The sequence below is a fragment of the Acinetobacter sp. 251-1 genome (assembly GCF_030329305.1).
In the GTDB taxonomy this organism is placed as follows: Bacteria; Pseudomonadota; Gammaproteobacteria; order Pseudomonadales; family Moraxellaceae; genus Acinetobacter; species Acinetobacter piscicola_A.
In genome coordinates this window covers 125704-148158 of record NZ_JACANS010000004.1, presented here as the reverse complement: position 1 = coordinate 148158, position 22455 = coordinate 125704, and the positions used below count along the sequence as shown (strand labels likewise).

Below are 22455 nucleotides of genomic sequence, written 5' to 3'. Positions count from 1 at the left end.
TACTTCTGACATTCGCCAAATGGGAGTTTGACGAATGCCATCCTTGTTTGTTTTTAGAGGTGGTAGATATCAATGACTTGATTGATATAGTCATTTTTAAGTACAACATATTTACTTAAAATCTGTGGTTGTTCACCTGAAAAATCAATTTCATAGCGAGACATACCAAAATAGCTATAACTGTTTTTATAACGGAAGCTCAATGTATTCCAGTTAAAGCGAACAGTGACTTTATCGCCATCACGTTCAACAACTTCTACGTTAGCAATGTTGTGTGCTGTACGTGTATTTGGCATGGTTGCAGAAGAGCGTTCAGTTTTAATACGGAACACACGGTCTTCTAAACCTTGACGGTCAGGGTAATAAATCAATGAGATCTCAGCTTGAGGATCTTCAGTAAGTTTGTCATCGTCATCCCAAGCTGGCATCCAAAATGATGCAGATGGTGCATAACACTGTAACCATTCATCCCATTGTTCATCGTCTAAAAAACGAGCTTCACGATAGAGAAATTGTGCAATATTTTCTAATGATGCTTTGTCTTGCGCGCTCATGCATTTTCTCCTTGTGCAGACGTTTCTAACTCAGCCAATTCTTTTTCAGCTGCGATGGCATGTTTCATGGTTTTTAACCAATATTGATGTTGAGCAAGGTATAAGCCTTCATCTTCAGTTTTGATACAGCTTAATGCTGGTTTTAAACCAATTTCATTTGCAGCATCATCTGGACCTTGAATCCAATGTTTAGAACCACGGCACATGTCGTTCCATTCAAGTTCAATACCTGCATAACCTGCTTGACATGCACGGAATTCTTCAAGGTCATCTGGTGTTGCCATGCCTGAAGCATTAAAGAAGTCTTCGTATTGGCGAATACGACGAGCACGTGCTTCAGGTGCTTCACCAACAGGCGCGATACAATAAATCGTAACTTCTGTTTTATTCACAGAGATTGGGCGTAATACACGGATTTGTGAACCGAATTGATCCATCAAATACACGTTAGGATATAAACATAAGTTACGTGAACGCTCGATCATCCATTTAGACATCGCCGCGCCATATTTTGCTGTATATTCTTCAGCCTTCGGGAAGTTTGGACGGTCTTCTGGATTTGCCCATTGTGTCCAAAGTAACATATGACCGTGATCAAAACCGTAAGAACCACCGCCTTGTTTACCCCAAGCACCTGCGCTCATTGCACGAACATTATCAAGCTCTTGTTGCTTTTCTTTACGCTGTTGCGTTGTTGCTGCATAGTTCCAATGTACCGCAGACACGTGATAACCATCTGCACCATTTTCAGCAGTGAGTTTCCAGTTACCTTCATAGGTATAGGTTGATGAACCACGTAAAACTTCTAAACCTTGTTCAGATTGATCAACAATCATGTCAATGATTTTTGTGGTTTCACCTAAAAACTCTTCTAATGATGGAACATCTGGGTTTAAGCTACCGAACAAGAAACCTTTATAATTTTCAAAACGCGCAACTTTTTTCAGATCATGAGAGCCTTCTTGGTTAAAGCAATCTGAATAACCTGCCTCGCTTGGATCTTTAACTTTAAGTAATTTACCTGAGTTATTAAATGTCCAGCCATGGAAAGGGCAAGTATAAGTGGCTTTATTACCACGTTTATTACGGCAAAGCTGAGCACCACGGTGTGAACACGCATTAATCATTGCGTTCAATTCACCATTACGGTTACGTGCGATCAGAATCGGTTGACGACCAATATAAGTTGTATAGTAGTCATTGTTTTTTGGAATTTGGCTTTCATGTGCCAAATACACCCAATTTCCTTCGAAAATGTATTTCATTTCTAGGTCAAAAAGGGCTTGGTCTGTAAATACTGAACGATGAAGTTTAAATTCACCTGTTTCATAATCATCTACAAGAAGCTCATCAATACGATCAAGATGGCTGGTATTAATCACAGGAATACGTGGCATGTCCGTTCTCCGACTGTCCAAATGTGGGCAAGTCACCGAAATATGTTTTTAAATATATTTCGGTTCCAAAAGTATTTTTAAATAAAAGGGAAATTATGCAGAAGCTCGACGACGATCAACTTCAGTTGATGGTGCTTGAACTTGTTGTTTGACTAACTGAATATTGAATGTAATGTGTTTGAACGCTTTGTTTAAACCACGGCGTGCGATTTCAGCTTCGTCAGTGATGTCGATTGCTGTTGCGACTAAACCGTCACGTGTTGCAAATGCAAAGTCATCCCACAGGTACTGATCACCTTCGATATTAAATTGAGTGGTGAGTTTGCGATAACCTGGTGCAGAAACAAAATAATGAACATGAGAAGGACGGTTACCATGGCGACCTAATTTGTCCAATACAAACTGTGTAGTGCCTTCAGGTGGGCAACCATAGCCAACAGGCAGGGTGGTTTGCGCTGTATAGTGACCATCTTGATCCGAAATAATCGTGCGACGTAGGTTAAAATCAGACTGTGATTTATCAAAGAATGAATAGTTACCTAAGCTGTTGGCATGCCAAATTTCAACTTTAGCACCTTCAATGATATTACCATCAGTATCCGTCACTGTCCCTTCAATGAACAAGGTTGGGATTTTATCGGTTTCTGTGCCGTCATCCATACGGGCAAAACCAACAGATTCAGGTGCACCAGCGACATAGAGTGGACCTTCAATGGTACGTGGTGTTCCGCCTAAGACTCCAGCTTTGGCATCGGCTTCATCGGCACGTAAATCTAAATAATGTTCTAGACCTAAACCTGCTGCTAAAAGACCAAATTCATTGGCTTTACCTGCATCGGTAAAATACTCAAGTCCTTTCCAAACTTCAGTTGCAGATAAATCAAGGTCTTCGATGGCTTGGAATAAGTCACTGACAAGACGAACAACAACTTGTTGTACACGAGCGTCAACATCACCTGTAGCAGTGTCAACATTCATTTTTTTAACAAGTTCATTAATTTCTTGACGATTCATACTATTCTCCTAGAGTATGAGGTCATCCTGAGCGACAAGCATTCCTTTTTGTAGCTGGCTAACAGGCTGGCCCAAATGTGATCGCAATTACATTTAGATTTTTAGATCTGAAAAAATCAGTTTAAAAAAACTTCACTTTGTTGCTAATTTACTTCATGCTATATACCTTAAATGAATAAATTAGGTCTTGTCGAAGATCAATTACGTATTTTTTTATACTTTAAAGGTATTCGTTGTCATGGAACTTAGACATCTTCGTTATTTTGTTGCAGTGGTGGAAGAGCAAAGTTTCACCAAAGCTGCTGAAAAATTATTCATTGCACAGCCGCCATTGAGTCGGCAGATTCAAAATTTGGAAAATGAGCTGGATGTTCAACTATTTATCAGAGGAAGCAGACCATTAAAAACAACAGAAGCAGGTCAATTTTTCTACCAACACGCTGTTAAACTTTTGTCTAATGCTGAAGAAGTAAAGTCTATGACCAAGCGGGTCGGTTTGGCAGATCGGACCTTAAATATTGGTTTTGTAGGTTCATTATTGTTCGGCTTGTTATCAAATATTGTCTATTTATTCAAACAGCAAAATCGAGATGTTAAAATTGAGATGGTCGAAATGACCACAACAGATCAAATTGAGGCATTAAAAGAAGGGCGTATCGATGTCGGTTTTGGGCGTTTACGTATTTCTGATTCTGCGGTCAAACGCGTGTTGTTACGTGAGGAACCCCTCATGGTAGCTGTACATGCGAGTAGCCCTTTAGTACGTCAATATAAAGAAGGCGTTTATTTGGCAGATTTGTTAGATCAACATATTTTATTATATCCAAATCATCATAAACCTAATTTTTCCACTCAAGTACGTCATTTATTTTCTGAATATGGTTTAGATCTAAAAAATGTTCGTGAAGTACGAGAACTGCAACTCGCACTGGGTTTTGTGGCTGCTGCTGAAGGAATCTCAATCGTCCCAAGTAGCGCCCAAAATATTCATTTATCACATTTGCACTTTATACCTTTATTAGATGATGCAGCGGTGAGCCCAATTTTTATGGCAATGCGTAATATGGATGAAAACAATGATATTCACTCATTATTTGACTGTGTTTATCAAGTATATGACCTCGAACATATCGGCTATGAGCGCCGTGTGCTCTAAAGCAAAATCATTTTTTGCTTGAAAATTAAACATATGTGCTTTTTATTGAAAGATAATGAGCACTTGTTTTTTATTATTGTTTATTTTTAGTACATATTAAGTTTGAAGTAGAATAATATTTCTACCAGTTATTATAGACCTTTGTCGCAATATAATGATGAACTGATTAGAAAATCGATTCAATATGATTATATTTATAAAAAATATTACAAAAAAGTAGAAGATAATAAAATGAGTTATTTAAAGATTAAAAAATCATATAACAAGAATTAAAATAAAAATGATTTAGAAAAATTGCGAAAAAATACCATTTAAATTCTCTTTCTATGATTTTTTTTAAACAAAATAAAAAAGTGTTGTTAAAACCGTTCATGATTTTATACAAAGGCTTAAAAAACATTTTTTTGATATAAGTTATTGTTATTTAAGGGATGAAAATAAAGCCTACTTTTTAGGTATAGATTTATGCGTAATCGGTTTTGGACATTAAAAACACTTTAATTCATTGTTTGATAAATTTTCTACCGTTCACGCGCAGGAGGCGCAAAGTGTATGGCGAATTTAAATATAAATACAATTGTGGATGAAGCGAAGTTCACCCCATTTCATTGGAATGTATTAATTTGGTGTTTACTGATTATTATTTTTGATGGTTATGATTTAGTTATTTATGGCGTTGCATTACCTTTATTGATGCAAGAGTGGGGATTATCTGCTGTACAAGCAGGTATGCTCGCAAGTACCGCCTTATTTGGCATGATGTTCGGTGCAATGTGCTTTGGAACTTTGTCAGACAAACTTGGTCGTAAAAAAACCATCATGATTTGCGTTGCAATTTTTAGTGGGTTTACTTTTTTAGGTGCATTTGCTTCCAACCCAATTGAATTTGGTATTTTACGTTTCCTTGCAGGCTTAGGCATTGGTGGGGTCATGCCAAACGTTGTGGCACTCATGACCGAATATGCACCCAAAAAGATTCGCAGTACATTGGTGGCTGTGATGTTTAGTGGTTATGCCATTGGTGGGATGACATCTGCATTATTGGGGGCGTGGTTAGTGACAGACTATGGTTGGAAAATCATGTTCTACATTGCCATTATTCCATTTGTTGCTTTACCATTAATTTGGAAGTTTTTACCTGAATCCATCATGTTCTTGACCAATAAGGGGAAAACTGAACAAGTACGTCAAACTGTACAAAAAATTGCACCAGAAAAAACGATTTCTGTTGATACCGTATTTGTATTGAATGAAACCACTGTTGGCGATGAAGCGCCATTACGTGCTTTATTTCAACAAGGGCGTATGTTCAGTACATTGATGTTTTGGATCGCTTTCTTTATGTGTTTACTGATGGTGTATGCATTAGGCAGTTGGCTACCAAAATTAATGATTCAAGCAGGTTACTCGCTTGGTGCAAGTATGATTTTCTTATTTGCATTAAATATTGGTGGTATGGTAGGTGCCATTGGTGGCGGGGTATTATCAGACCGATTCCATTTAAAACCTGTATTGACCATTATGTTTGCAGTTGGTGCAATCGCATTAATTTTACTCGGATTTAAAAGCCCACAAGGGGTTTTGTATACACTGATTGCAATCGCAGGTGCAGCAACCATTGGCTCACAAATTTTACTTTACACTTTTGTTGCACAGTTTTATCCAGCCGCTGTCCGTTCTACAGGCATGGGATGGGCTTCAGGTATTGGACGTATTGGTGCAATTGTAGGACCTGTATTAACAGGGGCATTATTAACTTTACAATTGCCACATCAAATGAATTTCTTAGCAATTGCAATTCCAGGGGTAATCGCAGCACTCGCAATTTTCTTGGTGAATTTGAAAGTATCGGTAGACCAAAGGAAAGAGACTCGTTCTTCTGCTTCGCTTAAAAATGAATCAGTAATAGAGTCATCTGTCAATTAAACCAAAGAAAAATATTTTAAGTTTTCTTATATTATTTAATCAGATAAATTTATTCATGGCATCAAAGGATGATGCCATAATCATCAAGAAATGAGGTTTGGATGAATACTCATAACAAATTTTTTAAAGTAAAAACGCTTCTATTGGCTATGGGCGTATGTAGTACTGCACTAACGCATGCACAAGATGTGAATCCTGAAATTGAACAATTGCGTAATGAAATTAATGAGTTACGCCAACTGTTAAATCAGCAAACACAACAGCAACAGCAGCAAGCGGTACAACTGCAAAACTATCAGGAAGAAAAAGCTCAACATGCAGCGAAAGATCATCTTGCACAACGAGGGAGTTTAGCGTTGACGAAAGGTGGGGCTGAAATCAGTGTATATGGAAATGTACGTGCGGATCTTCAATATCAAATAGAAGGTGGTCCAGCAAGTCGAATCTATAACCAAATCAGTACAGTTGCTTTAGATGGCGTCAATGAAAATAGCGACAATCTGAAATCAACCTTGTCGGCGACACGTTTAGGTTTTGATTTTAAAACACCAACCCAAGTCGGTGATGTCGGTGGTAAGCTTGAGGTTGACTTCTTAGGTGGCTCGTCTTTAGATACATTACGTATTCGTCATGCTTATTTAACCTATGGAAATTGGTTGATTGGTCAGACATGGTCAAACTTTGCACCTGTTGATTTTATGCCTGAAGTCGTTGATGCACTTGGCTTTGTCGGTGGTTCAGTCAAACGTACACCACAGCTTCGTTATACGCAAAAATTAAATGCGGATACTAATTTTGTCTATGCTTTAGAAGACCCTAAAGATAGCAGTTCAGATATGCGCTTACCTGCTTTGACAGCACGACTTAACCATAAAATCGTGGATAATCTATCGCTTGGTGCACGTGCAATGGTGACTGAAAAACGTACCAAAGCAGATGAGCAAACAGCATGGGGTGTAGGTGTAGGTTTAAAATATGATGTAACACCAACTACAACATTGAAGGCGGACTACTACCATGTCAATGGTGACAGTAGTTTCGTGTCATGGACGAACCAAGGTTTTGTGACTGATGCGAATAATCAGATTCTTGAAACCAATGAATTTGATTCTATTACTCTAGGTATTACTCAACAATTCAATGAAAAATTGCGTGGTACTTTGGCTTATGGTTATATGAAAGCGGATAAAAATGACCGTTATATCAATGCCCTTGCGGATAAAACCAAAGCCAATAAAGACTTATGGCAAGCATGGGGTAACGTTTTTTATAGTCCAGTTAAGCCACTCAGCTTTGGTGTTGAATATGTTTACGGTGAGCGTGAAGCATTTGGTGCAGCACCAAATGGCAGCAAAACAGGTGAAGATAATCGTGTAAATGCGGTGGCAATGTATAACTTCTAACTTGAAGTGATATGAGTTGAAAAAGTTCCAATAAGTCGAGGTATAACTCTATTTTGGCTTATTGGACTTTTATTTTACATATGATATTTATTAAAAATAACTACATTTTTTAGATAAAAAGTTAAGCATATTTCTTTGCAAGTAGTACACAAATGAAGACCAGACAACTGACCATAAGCATGCTCATCGTGACTTGTTCGCCCAATAAAAAAGTTGAAAGCATTAAGCCAATCAAAGGCTGTAATCATTGAATTTGCCCTATTTTTGCAATACCCCCAAGTGCTAAGCCTTTATACCAAAAGAAAAAACCGATTAACATACTAAAGATAGCAACATAAAAGAGCGCTAAAAATTCAGTAGTTTTAATGCCTGTAAAACTTTGAGGAAAATAGTTAAGGGTGCCATTAGTCAGTCACCCGATGCAGGACAATTTATGCGTTTTAATGTTGCACAATGTGGGCATAAAAAAGTATTTGATGTTTTAGAAAATGCAATGGAGGAAATGAAGAATATTCAATGAATATCATTGTTTAATCAGTATATTCTACATAATCCCAAAGATTTAAACGGGCTTTAATTTCACTACGAATATTGGGCAATAGGGGTAACAGTGTACCATCGATCCATAAACTAAGTGCTTGAGTTGAGATTTTTCGTTGTGTAGCGTCAACAAGATGTGCACCTTTGACCACAATCAAAGTTTGTTCAGACACAATAGTTTCAATTCCTTTAAACAGAACCTGTAAGCTGTGACCTGTGTCCATGATTTGCCACTCTAGTTCTATTTCTATGTTTTTATTCGACTTTAAAATAGCTTGACCTTCGAGAAAATCATGTGTAGATAGACAGTCATGATCTACTCTTACTTTACTTAAAAACCACTCCTGCATTTTTAACTCATCTAAAGTGTGGTGGGGGACTAAAATATCATCAAGATTAAATTTTTGGCTTAAATCGAAAAATTGCATGGGAGGAAAACTTATAACAAAATAAACAATGAAAAATCATATTTTATGCCAAGCATCGTTGAGAGTAAAACCTTTGCAATACTTGGCTATTCTTCTGTATAAAGAAACATCACTGACTGATTGGATTTTATTTTGATGGCGACACAAGACGTTGCAAGCCCTATAGATCTTCATATATTAAAAAGTGTGAAAATATTCATTATAGTACTTTAGATTTTTCTGAAGCCATGCATGAACTTCGACATAAATTTTATGCCTTAAACTTTGATTGTTAAGTCAGAAAATTATTAAAACCTATTAACATTTATTTGGTATGGAATCATATTTTACATCACATGTGATGTAAAATCATGGGTTATATATGCCTACACGAAAACACGTTCAAAGTCAGCATATTTCAAAGACATCGACTTGGTGATACAAAAAGAAAGCTTATGTTTGTTTGAGTACAAAGCTTGACTGTGATGCCTAACTTTAAATATATGAATAAGTTACATCATCCATTCAATTGGCAAATACGAGACACTATGCATGACACCACGCTGAAAACGCGTTGTTTCAGGTTCTTGAGTGTATTTTTTGATACTGCCATCGGGTTGGTGGTCATACCAATTAATTTTGCCTTGTGAATCGAGTTTAAGTTCATAAGCAACTTTTAAAAGATAGGTGTCAAGTAATAATGACACTTGTTCTTGCAGTTGATCTGACTCAACCACTAAGCCAACTTCAGTATTTAAGTTAAAAGAACGAGGATCAAGATTAAAAGAACCAATAAAAACTTTATTGTCTATATCAATAAATTTGGCATGTAAACTCGATTTGTTTTTACCTTTTTTAGGAATGACATTGCCTGTAACCACTTCATACCAGGTTCGATTTTTACGCTCAATATAAGGTTTAAACTCATAGAGTTTTACACCACTTTTCAATAAATCTGTACGATATTTTTGATAAAAAGCATGTACTAGTGCAACATCATTGGCGACAAAGGAGTTGGTCAAAACGCGAACATCAACGCCTTGCTTGGGGAACTGTGCTAAATATTGTGTACCTACTTTCGTTGGCACAAAATAAGCTGAAATTAAGTCCATTTCTTGTTTTGGTGACGAATTTGGTGAGAAATTAATTCGCCATTTTGGGCTTGTCCTAAGGTTTTTTTAGGTGAATCTGCAAGGAAATGAGCACGTGCCCAATTGATACGATTTTGTTTAAGTTGATGGGCGAGTTCTTTTTGTTCTTGATCGACTTTTATATCTGTATCAGGTTCTTTTTGTTCTAGTTTTTGATAGTCTAATCTTAACTTTTCTAGATCTTTAGCATTGCCTTGAGTAATAAATTGCTGATTTGGATAGCTTAAATCATTATTCCAAAAGTTTGAAAATACAGTGTTTGCACCATGTACTGCTGTACCAAAAAATAAAATATCCATATCTGTAAACTGAAAGGATTCACTGGCATCAAAATATTCGCTGCTAATATTACGCCCACCAGTGACCGCAATAATACCATCGGCAATGATGAGCTTATTATGCATACGATGATTAATTTGTTTTAAACGAAAAATATAATCTAAGACTCTGAAGTGTCTAAATTTATAAGGGTTATAGAGTTTAATTTCAATATTGGGATGTGTGCTTAATGCTTTTAATTGAGGGTCTATTTTTGTACCATTTTGGTCATCAATCAACACACGAACTTTTACGCCACGATCAGCCGCTTTAAGTAATTCATGTAGCATCAGATTGCCAATAAAATCATCAGCCCAAATGTAATACTGTAAGTCTAGACTATATTTCGCTTGACGAATCAGGTGGATGCGAGCAGCAATACTTTGGAATGCATCACTCATTGCTAAATAAGCAGTCAAACCCCGTTGTAACTGAGTTTTAGTATCCTCTCCATTCAGCCAGTGTTCACTGTGAATCTGAGGTTCATTGGTAGGTTTAGACTGATTCATAGGCAAACTGCATCCTGACAAAAAAGTGAAGCTAAGTGTGATTGCGATAAAAGATGGTGAATATTTCATTCTTATTGAATAAATTGTTAAATTTTTATAAATCATAACACTAGTTATTGGTTGAATCATTAAATGAAAAAAGGTTACTGTAGCTAATCTGTTAAAGAACGACCCCATGAAGGATGATGCTATATGAAATCACGTGCAGCGGTGGCATTTGCGCCAGGAAAACCTTTGGAAATTGTGGAGATTGATGTTGCTCCACCACAAAAAGGTGAAGTCTTGGTTAAAATTACCCATACAGGTGTGTGCCATACAGATGCATTTACCTTATCTGGTGAAGATCCAGAAGGTGTATTTCCCGCAGTACTGGGACATGAAGGTGCAGGCATTGTGGTGCAAGTCGGTGAAGGAGTAACCTCTGTTGCGGTGGGTGATCATGTTATTCCACTTTATACCGCAGAGTGTGGTGAATGTTTATTTTGTAAATCAGGCAAAACCAACTTATGTACAGCCGTCCGAGCAACCCAAGGTAAAGGTGTAATGCCTGATGGTACAACACGTTTTTCATATAATGGCGAGCCAATTTATCACTATATGGGATGTTCAACCTTTAGTGAATATACCGTTGTTGCAGAGGTGTCATTAGCAAAAATCAATCCTGAGGCAAATCCTGAGCAAGTATGTTTACTCGGTTGTGGTGTAACTACAGGTATTGGTGCAGTACACAATACAGCGAAAGTACAAGAAGGTGACTCAGTTGCAGTCTTTGGTTTGGGTGGAATCGGTTTGGCTGTAGTGCAAGGTGCTCGTCAAGCAAAAGCAGGGCGTATTATTGTTGTAGATACCAACCCAGAGAAATTTAAACTGGCTGAAGAGTTTGGCGCAACTGATTTCTTAAACCCAAAAGATTATGATCAACCTATTCAACAAGTGATTGTAGAAATGACAGGTTGGGGTGTGGATCATTCATTTGAATGTATTGGTAATACCAATGTGATGCGTTCAGCACTTGAATGTGCCCATCGTGGTTGGGGACAATCTGTGATTATCGGTGTTGCGGGTGCAGGTCAAGAAATTTCAACACGTCCGTTCCAATTGGTGACAGGACGTAAATGGATGGGAACAGCATTTGGTGGGGTTAAAGGTCGTAGTCAATTGCCAGGTATGGTTGAAGATGCAATGAAAGGTGAGATTCAATTGGAGCCTTTTGTCACACATACGATGAGCTTGGACAAAATCAATGAAGCATTTGATTTAATGCATGAAGGTAAGTCAATTCGTACAGTGATTCATTTTTAAACTTCAAATCACAATTGTTAAAACTTTAAAATGAGCAGAGCTAAAGTTCTGCTGATTTTTATATTAATTTTGCAAGAATTTGACATTAAATTTGTATAAGTTTGCTAGTCTAGAGCCTTTATTTTGACTTTAAATTATTTATGAAAAATATTGCATTTTTAGGTTTAATTATTGCTTCATTAAGCGCATGTTCTATCGTTCAAAATCAACAGGAAGCAGCACCATTGATTGGGATGTCAAATCCTGCAAGTCAATACTGTGTTGAGCAAGGTGGCAAACTTGAAATTGTGAAAGAAGCACAAGGCGAAGTTGGTTATTGTTATTTGAAAGATGGGCAAAAAGTAGAAGAGTGGGCATTGTTTCGTCAAAACCAAGCACAATGTGTTGCAGATGAAGCTAAAAAACTGATTGGGCAAGTTGCTACAGACGATGCTCAGTTAAAGCAACAAACTAAAGCACAAAATATTCGTCGTGTTGCACCTCAGCAACCAATGACAATGGATTTTCGTTCAGAGCGTTTAACCTTAGTGATTGATCCAAATACCAAAAAAATTCTGAAAGCAAGTTGTGGTTAAGTAGCAAAGCTATCGTTGAAGTAAAAAACCCAAGCGAACTTGGGTTTTTTGATCTGATGTAAAAATTAAGCTGTTGCTTTAATGACTGCAGCAAATGCGTTTGCAACTGTGTCAATATTATTTAAGTTTAGACCTGCCGCACACATACGACCGCTACGTACTAAATAAATACCGTATTGATCTTTTAATGTATCCACTTGTTCAGCAGTTAAACCTGTGTAGCTGAACATGCCTTGTTGTTTAACCAGATAGCTAAAATCACGTTCAGGCAATGCTGCTTCAAGTTTTGTTTTTAATAGCTCACGCATTTTGATAATACGTTCACGCATTTCTTGTAGTTCAGCTTTCCAGTTTGCAGCCAAAGCTTCATCGTGCAATACATTATCTACAATCAAAGCGCCTGTTGTTGCTGGGCTTGAATAGATACGACGTACAGTTGCTTTTAATTGGCCCAAAACTTTCTGTGCAGTTTCTGCATCATCACAAACGAAGCTTAAGCCACCAACACGTTCACCATACAATGAGAAAATTTTAGAGAAAGAGTTACTCACAATAAAGTTCATACCAGATTGGTCTAAGGCACGAATTGCATAAGCATCTTCTTCTAAACCTTGACCAAAACCTTGATATGCAATATCTAAGAATGGAATGAGATCACGTGCTTTTAACACTTCAATCACACGATCCCATTGTGCAGGGGTTAAATCTGCGCCTGTTGGATTATGACAACATGGGTGCAGCAAAACGATGCCTTTTGCTGGAATTTGATTTAAATCTTCGAGCATTGCTTCAATGTTGACACCATTGGTTGCAGCATCAAAATAGCGATAGAAATGAGAGTTTACACCTGCACCATTAAAAATAGCGATATGGTTTTCCCAAGTCGGTTGGCTCACCCAGATATCAGATTCAGGAAAGTATTTTTTTAAGAAATCTGCACCGACTTTAAGCGCACCTGAGCCACCTAAAGTTTGAATCGTCACAACACGACCGTCTTTACGTGCTTGTGAATTTTCGCCAAATACAAGTGCTTGTGTTGCTTGATTATAAGTTTTAGAACCATCCATTGGTAAGTAAAGTTTTACTTTATCATTTAAAGGTTCAATATTTTTAAGCGCAGTTTTAACCGCTTCAAGCTGAGGAACAATATTGTCCTCATTATAGTATAAACCGATACTCAAATTTACTTTTTGAGTACGTGCATCCTTACTATACTCTTCCATCAACGAAAGAATTGGATCACCTGCATAAGAATCGACGTGTTGAAACATGGTGAAAAGTCCTAAATCAAACAAAGTTATTGTGCTTAGATAATATAAGCGAAATTTTGACTGACTCAACTCAGGATTGAAGATAAATTCTTATAAATGATTCAACTTTAGTTTATATCGCGAGTAAATTTTATGCTTTTATAGCAAAAATATAAATTTAAGCTATATTCTTCTTTCAATCACTTTATTTAGACAGGAACATTAGGCTATAGATACAATAAAATATTGTTCAAGTTCAGCGATATTCCGATCATAATAGCGTTCTAATTTTGCAAATATTTGGAATTCCTATGTTATTAAATTATCAATGGCATCAACCTGAAGATGATCAGCAACGTACGCCGCTTGTGCTTATTCATGGTTTGTTTGGCAGTTTGAGCAACTTAGGTGGAATTGCACGTGCTTTGTATGCCACACATCCTGTCTTGCAAATTGATGTGCGTAATCATGGTCAATCACCCCATTCGAGTGAAATGAACTACCAAGTGATGGCACAAGATATTTTAGAAAGCTTAGATCATTTAAATATTCAGCAGTTTTCTGTCATTGGTCATAGCATGGGCGGAAAAGTGGCAATGAAACTGACAGAGCTTGCCGCCGAACGTTTAGAACAGTTGGTGATTTTAGATATTGCACCATTTGCCTATCAAGAAAATCATCATGATCAAATTTTTAAAGCTTTATTTGCCGTTAAAAATGCCGCTATTCAGAGTCGCAAAGAGGCGACAGAAATTATGCGTGAATTTTTGAAAGAAGAAATGGTCATTCAATTCCTTTTAAAATCATTCAATAAAGGGCAATGGTTGTTTAATGTTGATGCCTTATATGCACATTACCAAGATATTTTGTCATGGAAAGACATTCCACAATGGACAAAACCAACGCTATTTATACGCGGTCAGGCATCGCCGTATATCGGAAAATCTTTGCATATAGATGCAATTGATTCTCAATTTGAAAGTGCGGAAATTCAAACTGTAGAAAATGCTGGACATTGGTTACATGCAGAACAACCTGAAAAAGTGAATTATTTAATTCAGCATTATTTAAATTAAAAATTAGAATTATTTAAAAAAATAATAGATGATGTTTTTTGATTAAACTTAACTTAACTTAACTTAACGTAAACAATAATATTTTATGTAAAGTTAAGTTTATATTGTTTATAAAAAAATATAATGATATTAATGTTTTGAAAGGATAATACTTATATTGTTTATATAGTGTAGAAAATATCATTTTATTTTAAATAAATGTGGTATATTTCACATTATTATTTACTTCGTATTGGGTGAGAAAGTTAATTCTATCCAAAGGCTTAACTTCTTGTATTGTACAAATTTTACAAATCATTTTATCCTGAAGGTTGATTAAGCATCTTTTTAAAACTAAAATTTAGGTAATTTAAAACTTTAAATTATTTTTTATAAATCAAAGTTTAAGGTTTTGAAGCTTATATTGGAAAAGATGGTATAAGTCATGCTTAAATGTTTAGCTTTTAGCTAGACGTTGTAAGATGAAATGTTAGTAAATATATCAATTTAGTTTTTGCAAAAAGGATCGGATATGACTCGATTAGATTTGCTTCATGATACACAAATGGGTCAGACGGATACGTCTAAAACAACGATTGTTCCTGCAAAAACAGTAATTAGTGATGAAGTTAAACTGACATTAGACTTATTGCCTCATCTTGTTTGGATTAAACGAGGCGATGCGGTCTATGGTAACACTGCACTGAGAGAATATTTAGGTGCAGAGCAATCCCTACAGGATTGTGAGTGGTTGAAATTCGTTTATCAAGAAGATGCTGAGCATTTATATAATTTGTGGAATAATGCTCAAAAAACTGGACGAAAATTTGAAAAAGAATGTCGTATTCGTGATGTTAATGATCAATACCACTGGTTTTTATTTGTAGCGCAAAGCCATATTGGCAATGGGCGAGAGTTTGATTGGACGATTACTTGTACTAATATTCATGAACGAGCACTGATGCTACGTGAAACGGCAGATACTTTGCGTGCGCATACCGATATGCTCGACGTGAGTGTTGATTGTATTAAGATTGTACGCCCAAATGGTACAGTTTCACATATGAATCGTTCTGGCTGTATTGCATTATTAGGGCAAGAAAAAGTCAAAAAATTTGATATGGAATGGCTCAGCCTTTTACCTCCAGAAGTACGAGATAAAGGACAAATTGCCATTACTTCGGCTGCAAAAGGTAAAAATGCACGTTTTGCAGGCATGAGTGGTGAAGGTGATGCACGTCAATATTGGGATAATATTTTAACGCCTGTCGTGAATGATGAAGGTCAAACCACAAGTATTTTATGTGTTTCTCGAGATATCACTTTACAGCGTATTGCCGAGAATAAATTACGGATCAGTAGTGAGCTTGATGAATTAACAGGTTTAATGAATCGTCGTTCTTTTAAGCAAAATCTCAAAAAATCTCTAATCAAAGCGAAAAGAAATAAACAAAAAATAGGTTTAATGCTGATTGACCTAGATCACTTTAAACATATTAATGATACGCTTGGTCATCCTGCGGGGGATCATTTGTTACGTATTTTATCTAAGCGTTTAAATCGTAGTTGTGATGAAAATACCTACGTCGCACGCTTAGGTGGTGATGAATTTGCTATTGTAGTGAATGATTTAAAAGATATTGAACATTTTAAGAGAGCAGCACAAAATGTTTTAAAACAGTTAGATCAACCTATTACTTATTTGGGTAAGTTAATTAATGGTGGCATGAGTATTGGGGGCGCTTTATATCCAGATGATGCGAAAGATAGTTCAAATCTCTTAAAATTTGCGGATACTGCTTTAAATAGCCTAAAAGAAGGTGGCCGCGGAGGGGTACGTTTCTTTAATCAAGAAATGTTAGACATTACCATCCAAAAAGCAGCTCAATTAGAAACAGCCCGTCAAATTGTTCGTGACAATAGCATCCACCCCTATTATCAACCTAAAGTAAATCTGCAAACAGGAAAAATCATTGGTTTTGAAGCATTATTGCGTTGGGAACATCCAGAATTAGGGATTCAATTTCCTAGTTCTGTGGCTGAAGCGTTTAATGATTATGAGCTCGCGACAAAAATTGCTGAAACAATGCATGTTAAAGTTTTTAGTGATATAGAGCAGTGGATTCAATCTGGTTTAGACGTTGTTCCAGTTTCCATTAATGCCTCACCTGTTGAATTCATGCGGGATAATTATGCTGAAATTTTATTGAAACGTCTCGAAAAATACCAAGTCCCATATCATTTGATAGAGATTGAAATTACTGAACATATTTTAGCAGAGCGTGGTTATATTTATGTTGCGCGTGCGCTCAAAAAATTGAAACAAGTGGGTGTTCGCATTGCATTGGATGATTTTGGGACAGGTCATTCATCTTTAACTCATTTACATGATTATCCTGTAGATAGTTTAAAAATTGACTGTGGTTTTGTGCATCGAATGAATAGTGAATTACCTATTCATGCCATTGTGCAGGGTATTTCTCAACTCGGTCCAATCTTATCATTAGATATTATTGCTGAGGGCATTGAAACAGAAGAACAGCTTGAAAGTTTAAAACAAGTAGGGTGTAACCTTGGTCAAGGTTTCTTATTTAGTCGTGCAATTGATGCATCTACTGTTGTTAAGATGTTGAGCAACAAAAAGCTGCAAATAAAAATGAATTAATTTTTCAAAAAGTACTTGTCAAATGAGGTAAGTACGAGTATTTTAATTTCATACAGATTTTTTATGTGAATAAAATGTTAGTTAAACCTTTGATCAATAACGTATCTTATTATTTTTGGCAGTTCTTTAAGTAATTGCCTGAATACGTTTGGGCATAAAGTTGCCCTTCAAAGTTAATACCTGATCGGCAACCCCGATCAGGTTTTTTTATGCATTTAATTTTAGATTTTTGGAGAATACAATGAACACATTTAACGATACATACTTTAGCTACTTTTATTGGTTTCACTTTAGCCGCGCGATGACACCTATTTTGCAATCGAATAGACCCCATAAGCTCAAATAAAAGATTGGACTTGAAGTCCCAAAGGAAAAAATGATGAATATGTTAAACCAAGCTTTACAACACACAGCCAAAGTAGAAACACAACTCAGCACACCTATTCAATTAAAACAACAATTTCCATTAAGTCATTCTCTTGCTGTGCAAATTGCAGAACAGCGTCAAACAATTAAAAATATTCTTTCAGGTCAAGATTCACGTTTAATGGTGATTACAGGACCATGTTCGATCCATGATCCTGTTGCAGCTTTAGAATATGCACAAAAATTAAAGCATTTACAAAGCTTGGTATCAGATCAAATTTTCCTTGTTATGCGTACATATATTGAAAAACCAAGAACCACAGTAGGTTGGAAAGGTTATATGTATGACCCTCAGTTAAATGGTTCTTCAAATTTACAATTAGGTTTAGAAAAATCACGAGAATTATTCTTAAATATTATTGAAATGGGATTGCCTATTGCCAGTGAAATTTTAAGTCCAATGGCGACAGGATATTTTGATGATTTACTGGCTTGGGGTGCGATTGGCGCGCGTACAAGTGAGTCACAGATTCATCGTGAAATTTCGAGTCATATGCCTTTCGCGATTGGATTTAAAAATGGTACAGATGGTTCAATTCAGATTGCTTTAGATGCAATTCAATCTGCAATGCATTCACATCAATTTTTGGGAATGGGTCAACATGGCTTACCTTGTGTATTGGATAGTCAAGGTAATCCTTTGGCGCATTTAATTTTGCGTGGCTCAAACTCAGGCTCAAATTATGATTTAGCTTCAATACAAGCAATTCGTAAACGCCATCAGGGTAATTTACCTGCATTGGTGATTGATTGTAGTCATGGTAATAGTGCAAAAAATCCATTGAAGCAGCCAGAAGTTTTAGCTCAAATTATTGCTGAGCGTAAAGAAAGCCATGTGCGTGGTGTGATGTTGGAAAGTCATTTAGTCGATGGTCAACAGAAAATTTCTGATGATATGATTTATGGTCAGTCTGTGACAGATGGCTGTTTAGGTTGGGAGAAAACGCAAAATTTATTGTTAGAAATGCATGACAATATGCAGACTGCCCAACAAATCATGACTTGTTCTGCTTAAAATGAGAATGATTAAAGCTCTTCTATGGAGCTTTAATCATTTGTTTGTTCTTGCTATTTAATTTTAGCTTGTGATTATTTTACAATTTTATTGATCATTGGCTGAATGATTTTATACAGGAAAAATCCTATCAAAATAAAAAGATATAATGGCCAAATTGAAATCAGAAGGATAAGAAAGTTGAGTAGAAATTGCCAACCGAATTGAATTGCGTAGCGTATTCTATTCCCAAAATGATCACCATTTAACTGAGCAATATCATTAAGATTGACATCTATGCGTTCACGTACAATCGTGGGTTGATCAATGTTTAGATGAATGGTACTAAAATGAATACGGTCTTGTATTTCGAGTTGGGTTAAACGAGAAATTTCATTCAGTTGGGCATTTGATTGTGCCGTAGTTGATATTTGGCTTTGTTGTACTTTTTCTTCTAGAAGCTTTAACTCATAACGCTTTGCAGAGTATTGTTGTTGATTGAAGAAATACATCAGTGGTAAAAGTTGATTCACAAATGTTGCTGCATTTTCACTTGGGATTCTGATAATTAAATCTGCCTCAGGACGGATTTTTTCAAAAATTTTGACTTTACCCTCAGAAATATTTTGAGATTTTGGTTCTAATACTGTGTAATTCACATTTTTTGTTCAATAAAGCCACCCATTTTTAAACCGAGCGGTTCAATGGCAAGTGTCGTTTTTACAACATCTTGGGCAGAAAAATTGACACTTGCTTCACGAACCATCTGCCGTGTTGTGTCAACAGTATTTGCTTCTGGATTTAAGATCGTTTCGGGTTTTTGTGTTGTTATTGGTGTTGTTTGGGCTTGTGGGGTGGTTGAAGTATCCAGCTGATTATTTGATGCTGCATGAATAGAGTTTTCTTGGGCTTCATTGCCAGATGGCTCAGCTTCTTGTTTTTTTGAGCAAGCCATTAAACATAGACAAGAGAGCGTGATGATTAAAAAGTTGTTTTTCATTTTTTGAATAACTTTAAAATGTTTAGAGGAATTATAATGAAAGCTAAACATTAAATATTATTATTTTGTGAATCGTTGTTCTTGAGAATTTTTAGGTGGGTATACCTCTAATGAGTTTGTGGCTGGTTTTTTAACTGTCGCGCTTGTTCGTTGAGTCCATCATCATATATTAACGAGATATTCTCAGTTTATGCCCACAATCTTTCCACAAAGTTGTGGGTTTTTTTATCAAAAAAATTATTATATATTGATAATAATAGTATGAATTGGAGCGTAAGATGAATATCTGTATAGGTGGTTGTTGGCATGGAAGTAAACTGTTAGTAGATCAGAAATCGGATTATTTTTTAGCGAAAGACAGAGTGACGAGTAAACCTACAAGATATGAAAGATTACAGATATTATGTACGAATGAAATCAAAAATTTTTGGGTTGCAGATAGTTTAAATCGTTTAGAGGTTACTCACAAGATACAACCTTATTTAGATAATTTACGCTCAAATTTAGATTATCAAATTTAAAGAATAATTTTTTAAAATGTATATTGAGGCATGTTGAGCATCAAATGGGTGTTAGGAGTGCACTAACATCCTATACGCTTAGCAAACGAGTGAAGTGATTCATCATGTAAAATAATACAGCTATGTATGATTTTTTATGATAATAGATTGTTAAATTAAGTTATTGGGTAAGAGAAGATTTTAACCAATATTTTTTTAATATTTAATACATTAATAAAATCAATAATTTATAGACATGGTTCAAAACTTGGGTATTTTGATATTTTAAGTTTTAACTCACTGTTATATCTTCTTTTTTTTGCTATATTATTACTGTTCACTGCCGTATAGGCAGCTTAGAAAGTCTTTTACATCCCACTGTAAAAGAATTGATTGTTCACTGCCGTATAGGCAGCTTAGAAAATCATTGAATCGGCTCCAATGGTCTGCCGCTAGTTCACTGCCGTATAGGCAGCTTAGAAATGCGGGTCTTTTGGGTTTTGGTGCTTTTATTGGTTCACTGCCGTATAGGCAGCTTAGAAAAGTGAAGCCTATTTATTAATAGAGGATTTAGCAGTTCACTGCCGTATAGGCAGCTTAGAAAACCAAAAGTTCCCGATGACGGTTGTACTCGTCGTTCACTGCCGTATAGGCAGCTTAGAAATCCATGAGATTAGTCATGTAAGCATCGGGGGCGTTCACTGCCGTATAGGTAGCTTAAAGTTTACTTTATGGACTTAAGTATTTTCTTCACTTGCACGGTGAGAGATTGTTTTAGATAGTAGATCATAATTTAGATTTGATTTTGAATAAAAGTAAATATTTTAACTATAATAAGGCTACTCTCCCAAAATGATTGTTTTTGTATGCGTATTTATCAGTCTGAAAACTAAATAATTTTATGATTTATAGACTGATTTGTAGATTGTTGAATTACAATCCAATGCATTTAAGTGCATATGTATACAACTATTATTTTTATAATTAATTGTAAATACAAAGGTTTACAACTGAATGCAACCAATGCCAATCCAACACAAACTTGGTGCTTTTTATTTTTTCTACTATTCGATTGTTGGTACATTCATGCCTTATTGGAGTTTATACCTACAAGATCAAGGCTTTGATTTTAATGAAATAGGAATTTTGTCTTCCATCGCTATTATTACCCGATTTTTTGCACCTTTTATTTGGGGATGGATTGCAGATAAATCAGGTAAACGTATGCTTTTAGTCCGTATTGCAACATGGATGGAAGCTGTCATTTGGTTACTGATTTTTATTATTCCCAATAATTTTCAGTCAATAGCTTTACTCATGCTGATTTTTAGCTTTTTTCAAAATGCGATTTTGGCACAATTTGAAGGTGTTACCTTATTTTGGTTAGGTGAAAAAAGAGCAGAATTGTACGGTAAAGTGCGTAAATGGGGATCGGTTGGTTTTATTGTTGGGGTTTTTAGTATTGGTCTGTTATTGGAAATTGTTTCAATTTCAATGTTGCCAATTATGTTGTTATGCATTGCATTTACGGCATTTCTTTGGTCTTTTACCATTAAAGAACCGCGTCATGCACCTCAATCACAAACACAGCTTGAGCCTTTATTGCCGATCTTAAAACGACCTGTTGTGGCTGCATTTTTTAGTATCGAATTCATTATGCTGTTCGCACAAGCGCCATTTTATAGTTTTTATAGCAATTTTTTAAAACAGTCAGGTTTCAGCACGACAGAAATTGGATTGTTATGGTCAGTTGGTGTGATTGCTGAAATTATCATGTTTGCTTATTCGGCATTGTTTCTTAATAAATTTTCGTGGCGGTTTTTGATCAGTCTATGTTTGATCATGACAGGATCGCGTTTTATTGTGGTAGGGTTATTCCCTGAAATATTTGTTGCACAGTTTATTGCACAGACTTTTCATGCTTTTAGTTTTGGTCTTTTTCATGTGATTGCGATGCGCATTATTTTCCAAAACTTTAGTTTGGGGCAGCAAGGGCGAGGACAGGCATTATATAGCACGATGTGGGGTTTAGGGGTAGCAAGTGGCAGTGTGCTGGCGGGACATTTTTGGCAGCAATGGTCAGGTCAGTGGGTGTTTATAATCGCAGGTTGTACAACCATTTTAGGATTTTTATTTCTACAAGCTTTACCCAAAGTGGTTGAACACAAGGCGGAGCATTCATCATAATTTACTCTTTTATCTAAACATAAATAGCGCTATCTATAATTTTTTTTAATCAATCAATCTATTGAGGCATATACTCAATCAAAAAAAATGACAATATCTTGCTCTTTGTGATGTAGATTTTTTAGT

At 35.9% G+C, this 22455-nt stretch carries 18 protein-coding genes, 1 pseudogene and 1 CRISPR repeat array; of the genes and pseudogenes, 11 read left to right on the top strand and 8 right to left on the bottom strand.

What is annotated here, in order from left to right; genetic code table 11:
- Positions 1–53: 53 nt before the first annotated feature.
- The 3 genes from benB to catA all read right to left on the bottom strand — a co-directional run bounded on the left by benB (position 54) and on the right by catA (position 2965).
- Positions 54–554, bottom strand: coding sequence for a benzoate 1,2-dioxygenase small subunit (benB, locus tag HX129_RS04385; protein ID WP_107008677.1), 501 nt, complete (start codon positions 552–554; stop codon positions 54–56).
- Complete coding sequence (gene benA / locus HX129_RS04380; RefSeq protein WP_286433802.1) at positions 551–1951, bottom strand: benzoate 1,2-dioxygenase large subunit; 1401 nt, start codon at positions 1949–1951, stop codon at positions 551–553. The genes benB and benA overlap by 4 nt, the downstream gene beginning before the upstream one ends.
- 93 nt (positions 1952–2044) lie before the next feature.
- Positions 2045–2965, bottom strand: a complete 921-nt coding sequence (gene catA, locus HX129_RS04375; RefSeq protein WP_286433803.1) for a catechol 1,2-dioxygenase — start codon at positions 2963–2965, stop codon at positions 2045–2047.
- Between the two features lie 238 nt (positions 2966–3203).
- Here catA and HX129_RS04370 point away from each other — a divergent pair, with 238 nt between their 5' ends.
- The 4 genes from HX129_RS04370 (at position 3204) to HX129_RS04350 (ending at position 7970) form a co-directional block, all read left to right on the top strand.
- Positions 3204–4121 carry a LysR family transcriptional regulator gene (locus HX129_RS04370; protein WP_130073423.1) on the top strand — a complete coding sequence of 306 codons (918 nt, stop codon included), beginning with the start codon at positions 3204–3206 and terminating at the stop codon, positions 4119–4121.
- 552 nt (positions 4122–4673) lie between these two features.
- Positions 4674–6047, top strand: coding sequence for an MFS transporter (locus HX129_RS04365; RefSeq protein ID WP_286436028.1), 1374 nt, complete (start codon positions 4674–4676; stop codon positions 6045–6047).
- Between the two features lie 101 nt (positions 6048–6148).
- A complete protein-coding gene (locus HX129_RS04360) occupies positions 6149–7450 on the top strand; it encodes a DcaP family trimeric outer membrane transporter (RefSeq protein WP_174492562.1) in 1302 nt (433 codons plus the stop codon).
- Between the two features lie 379 nt (positions 7451–7829).
- Entirely contained in the window at positions 7830–7970 is a 141-nt protein-coding gene (locus HX129_RS04350) for a hypothetical protein (protein ID WP_286433805.1), read from the top strand.
- A 10-nt stretch (positions 7971–7980) separates the two neighbouring features.
- Here the strand turns inward: HX129_RS04350 and HX129_RS04345 are convergent, their stop codons facing one another.
- Positions 7981–8418: a hypothetical protein gene (locus tag HX129_RS04345; RefSeq protein ID WP_130073426.1), complete on the bottom strand. Its 438-nt coding sequence runs from the start codon at positions 8416–8418 to the stop codon at positions 7981–7983.
- Positions 8419–8909: 491 nt separating this feature from the next.
- Positions 8910–10375: pseudogene (locus tag HX129_RS04340) on the bottom strand (phospholipase D family protein).
- Positions 10376–10567: 192 nt separating this feature from the next.
- Between HX129_RS04340 and HX129_RS04335 the strand changes: the two are divergent.
- Positions 10568–11677, top strand: coding sequence for an S-(hydroxymethyl)glutathione dehydrogenase/class III alcohol dehydrogenase (locus tag HX129_RS04335; protein WP_130073428.1), 1110 nt, complete (start codon positions 10568–10570; stop codon positions 11675–11677).
- Positions 11678–11817: 140 nt separating this feature from the next.
- Entirely contained in the window at positions 11818–12252 is a 435-nt protein-coding gene (locus HX129_RS04330) for an I78 family peptidase inhibitor (RefSeq protein WP_286433806.1), read from the top strand.
- 65 nt (positions 12253–12317) lie between these two features.
- Here HX129_RS04330 and HX129_RS04325 read toward each other — a convergent pair whose 3' ends face one another.
- A complete protein-coding gene (locus tag HX129_RS04325) occupies positions 12318–13523 on the bottom strand; it encodes an amino acid aminotransferase (protein ID WP_286433807.1) in 1206 nt (401 codons plus the stop codon).
- Positions 13524–13813: 290 nt separating this feature from the next.
- Here HX129_RS04325 and HX129_RS04320 point away from each other — a divergent pair, with 290 nt between their 5' ends.
- The 3 genes from HX129_RS04320 to HX129_RS04310 all read left to right on the top strand — a co-directional run bounded on the left by HX129_RS04320 (position 13814) and on the right by HX129_RS04310 (position 18663).
- Positions 13814–14578, top strand: a complete 765-nt coding sequence (locus HX129_RS04320; RefSeq protein WP_130073431.1) for an alpha/beta fold hydrolase — start codon at positions 13814–13816, stop codon at positions 14576–14578.
- A gap of 511 nt (positions 14579–15089) precedes the next feature.
- Positions 15090–17222, top strand: coding sequence for a bifunctional diguanylate cyclase/phosphodiesterase (locus tag HX129_RS04315; RefSeq protein ID WP_286436027.1), 2133 nt, complete (start codon positions 15090–15092; stop codon positions 17220–17222).
- Between the two features lie 379 nt (positions 17223–17601).
- A complete protein-coding gene (locus HX129_RS04310; protein WP_174492567.1) occupies positions 17602–18663 on the top strand; it encodes a 3-deoxy-7-phosphoheptulonate synthase in 1062 nt (353 codons plus the stop codon).
- A gap of 74 nt (positions 18664–18737) precedes the next feature.
- On the opposite strand, the gene HX129_RS04305 is transcribed toward HX129_RS04310, so the two are convergent.
- Positions 18738–19301 carry a hypothetical protein gene (locus tag HX129_RS04305; RefSeq protein WP_286433808.1) on the bottom strand — a complete coding sequence of 188 codons (564 nt, stop codon included), beginning with the start codon at positions 19299–19301 and terminating at the stop codon, positions 18738–18740.
- Complete coding sequence (locus HX129_RS04300) at positions 19298–19642, bottom strand: hypothetical protein (protein WP_286436026.1); 345 nt, start codon at positions 19640–19642, stop codon at positions 19298–19300. Before HX129_RS04300 ends, HX129_RS04305 begins: the two co-directional genes overlap by 4 nt.
- Before the next feature lie 278 nt (positions 19643–19920).
- On the opposite strand from HX129_RS04300, the gene HX129_RS04295 reads away from it, so the two are divergent.
- Positions 19921–20163: a hypothetical protein gene (locus HX129_RS04295; RefSeq protein ID WP_286433810.1), complete on the top strand. Its 243-nt coding sequence runs from the start codon at positions 19921–19923 to the stop codon at positions 20161–20163.
- A 314-nt stretch (positions 20164–20477) separates the two neighbouring features.
- Positions 20478–20866: direct repeats of the CRISPR family, unit length 28 nt; unit sequence GTTCACTGCCGTATAGGCAGCTTAGAAA.
- A gap of 290 nt (positions 20867–21156) precedes the next feature.
- Positions 21157–22329, top strand: a complete 1173-nt coding sequence (locus HX129_RS04290; RefSeq protein WP_286433811.1) for an MFS transporter — start codon at positions 21157–21159, stop codon at positions 22327–22329.
- The last annotated feature ends 126 nt before the right edge of the window (positions 22330–22455 follow it).

Excerpts from the sequence above, each read along its gene's own strand:
- HX129_RS04335 (WP_130073428.1), top strand. The coding sequence starts at position 10,568 with ATGAAATCACGTGCAGCGGTGGCATTTGCGCCAGGAAAACCTTTGGAA.
- HX129_RS04365 (WP_286436028.1), top strand. The coding sequence starts at position 4,674 with ATGGCGAATTTAAATATAAATACAATTGTGGATGAAGCGAAGTTCACC.
- HX129_RS04295 (WP_286433810.1), top strand. The coding sequence starts at position 19,921 with ATGAATATCTGTATAGGTGGTTGTTGGCATGGAAGTAAACTGTTAGTA.
- HX129_RS04315 (WP_286436027.1), top strand. The coding sequence starts at position 15,090 with ATGACTCGATTAGATTTGCTTCATGATACACAAATGGGTCAGACGGAT.
- HX129_RS04345 (WP_130073426.1), bottom strand. The coding sequence starts at position 8,418 with ATGCAATTTTTCGATTTAAGCCAAAAATTTAATCTTGATGATATTTTA.
- benB (WP_107008677.1), bottom strand. The coding sequence starts at position 554 with ATGAGCGCGCAAGACAAAGCATCATTAGAAAATATTGCACAATTTCTC.
- HX129_RS04310 (WP_174492567.1), top strand. The coding sequence starts at position 17,602 with ATGAATATGTTAAACCAAGCTTTACAACACACAGCCAAAGTAGAAACA.
- HX129_RS04290 (WP_286433811.1), top strand. The coding sequence starts at position 21,157 with ATGCAACCAATGCCAATCCAACACAAACTTGGTGCTTTTTATTTTTTC.
- HX129_RS04370 (WP_130073423.1), top strand. The coding sequence starts at position 3,204 with ATGGAACTTAGACATCTTCGTTATTTTGTTGCAGTGGTGGAAGAGCAA.
- HX129_RS04320 (WP_130073431.1), top strand. The coding sequence starts at position 13,814 with ATGTTATTAAATTATCAATGGCATCAACCTGAAGATGATCAGCAACGT.
- HX129_RS04330 (WP_286433806.1), top strand. The coding sequence starts at position 11,818 with ATGAAAAATATTGCATTTTTAGGTTTAATTATTGCTTCATTAAGCGCA.
- HX129_RS04325 (WP_286433807.1), bottom strand. The coding sequence starts at position 13,523 with ATGTTTCAACACGTCGATTCTTATGCAGGTGATCCAATTCTTTCGTTG.
- catA (WP_286433803.1), bottom strand. The coding sequence starts at position 2,965 with ATGAATCGTCAAGAAATTAATGAACTTGTTAAAAAAATGAATGTTGAC.
- HX129_RS04300 (WP_286436026.1), bottom strand. The coding sequence starts at position 19,642 with ATGAAAAACAACTTTTTAATCATCACGCTCTCTTGTCTATGTTTAATG.
- HX129_RS04360 (WP_174492562.1), top strand. The coding sequence starts at position 6,149 with ATGAATACTCATAACAAATTTTTTAAAGTAAAAACGCTTCTATTGGCT.
- benA (WP_286433802.1), bottom strand. The coding sequence starts at position 1,951 with ATGCCACGTATTCCTGTGATTAATACCAGCCATCTTGATCGTATTGAT.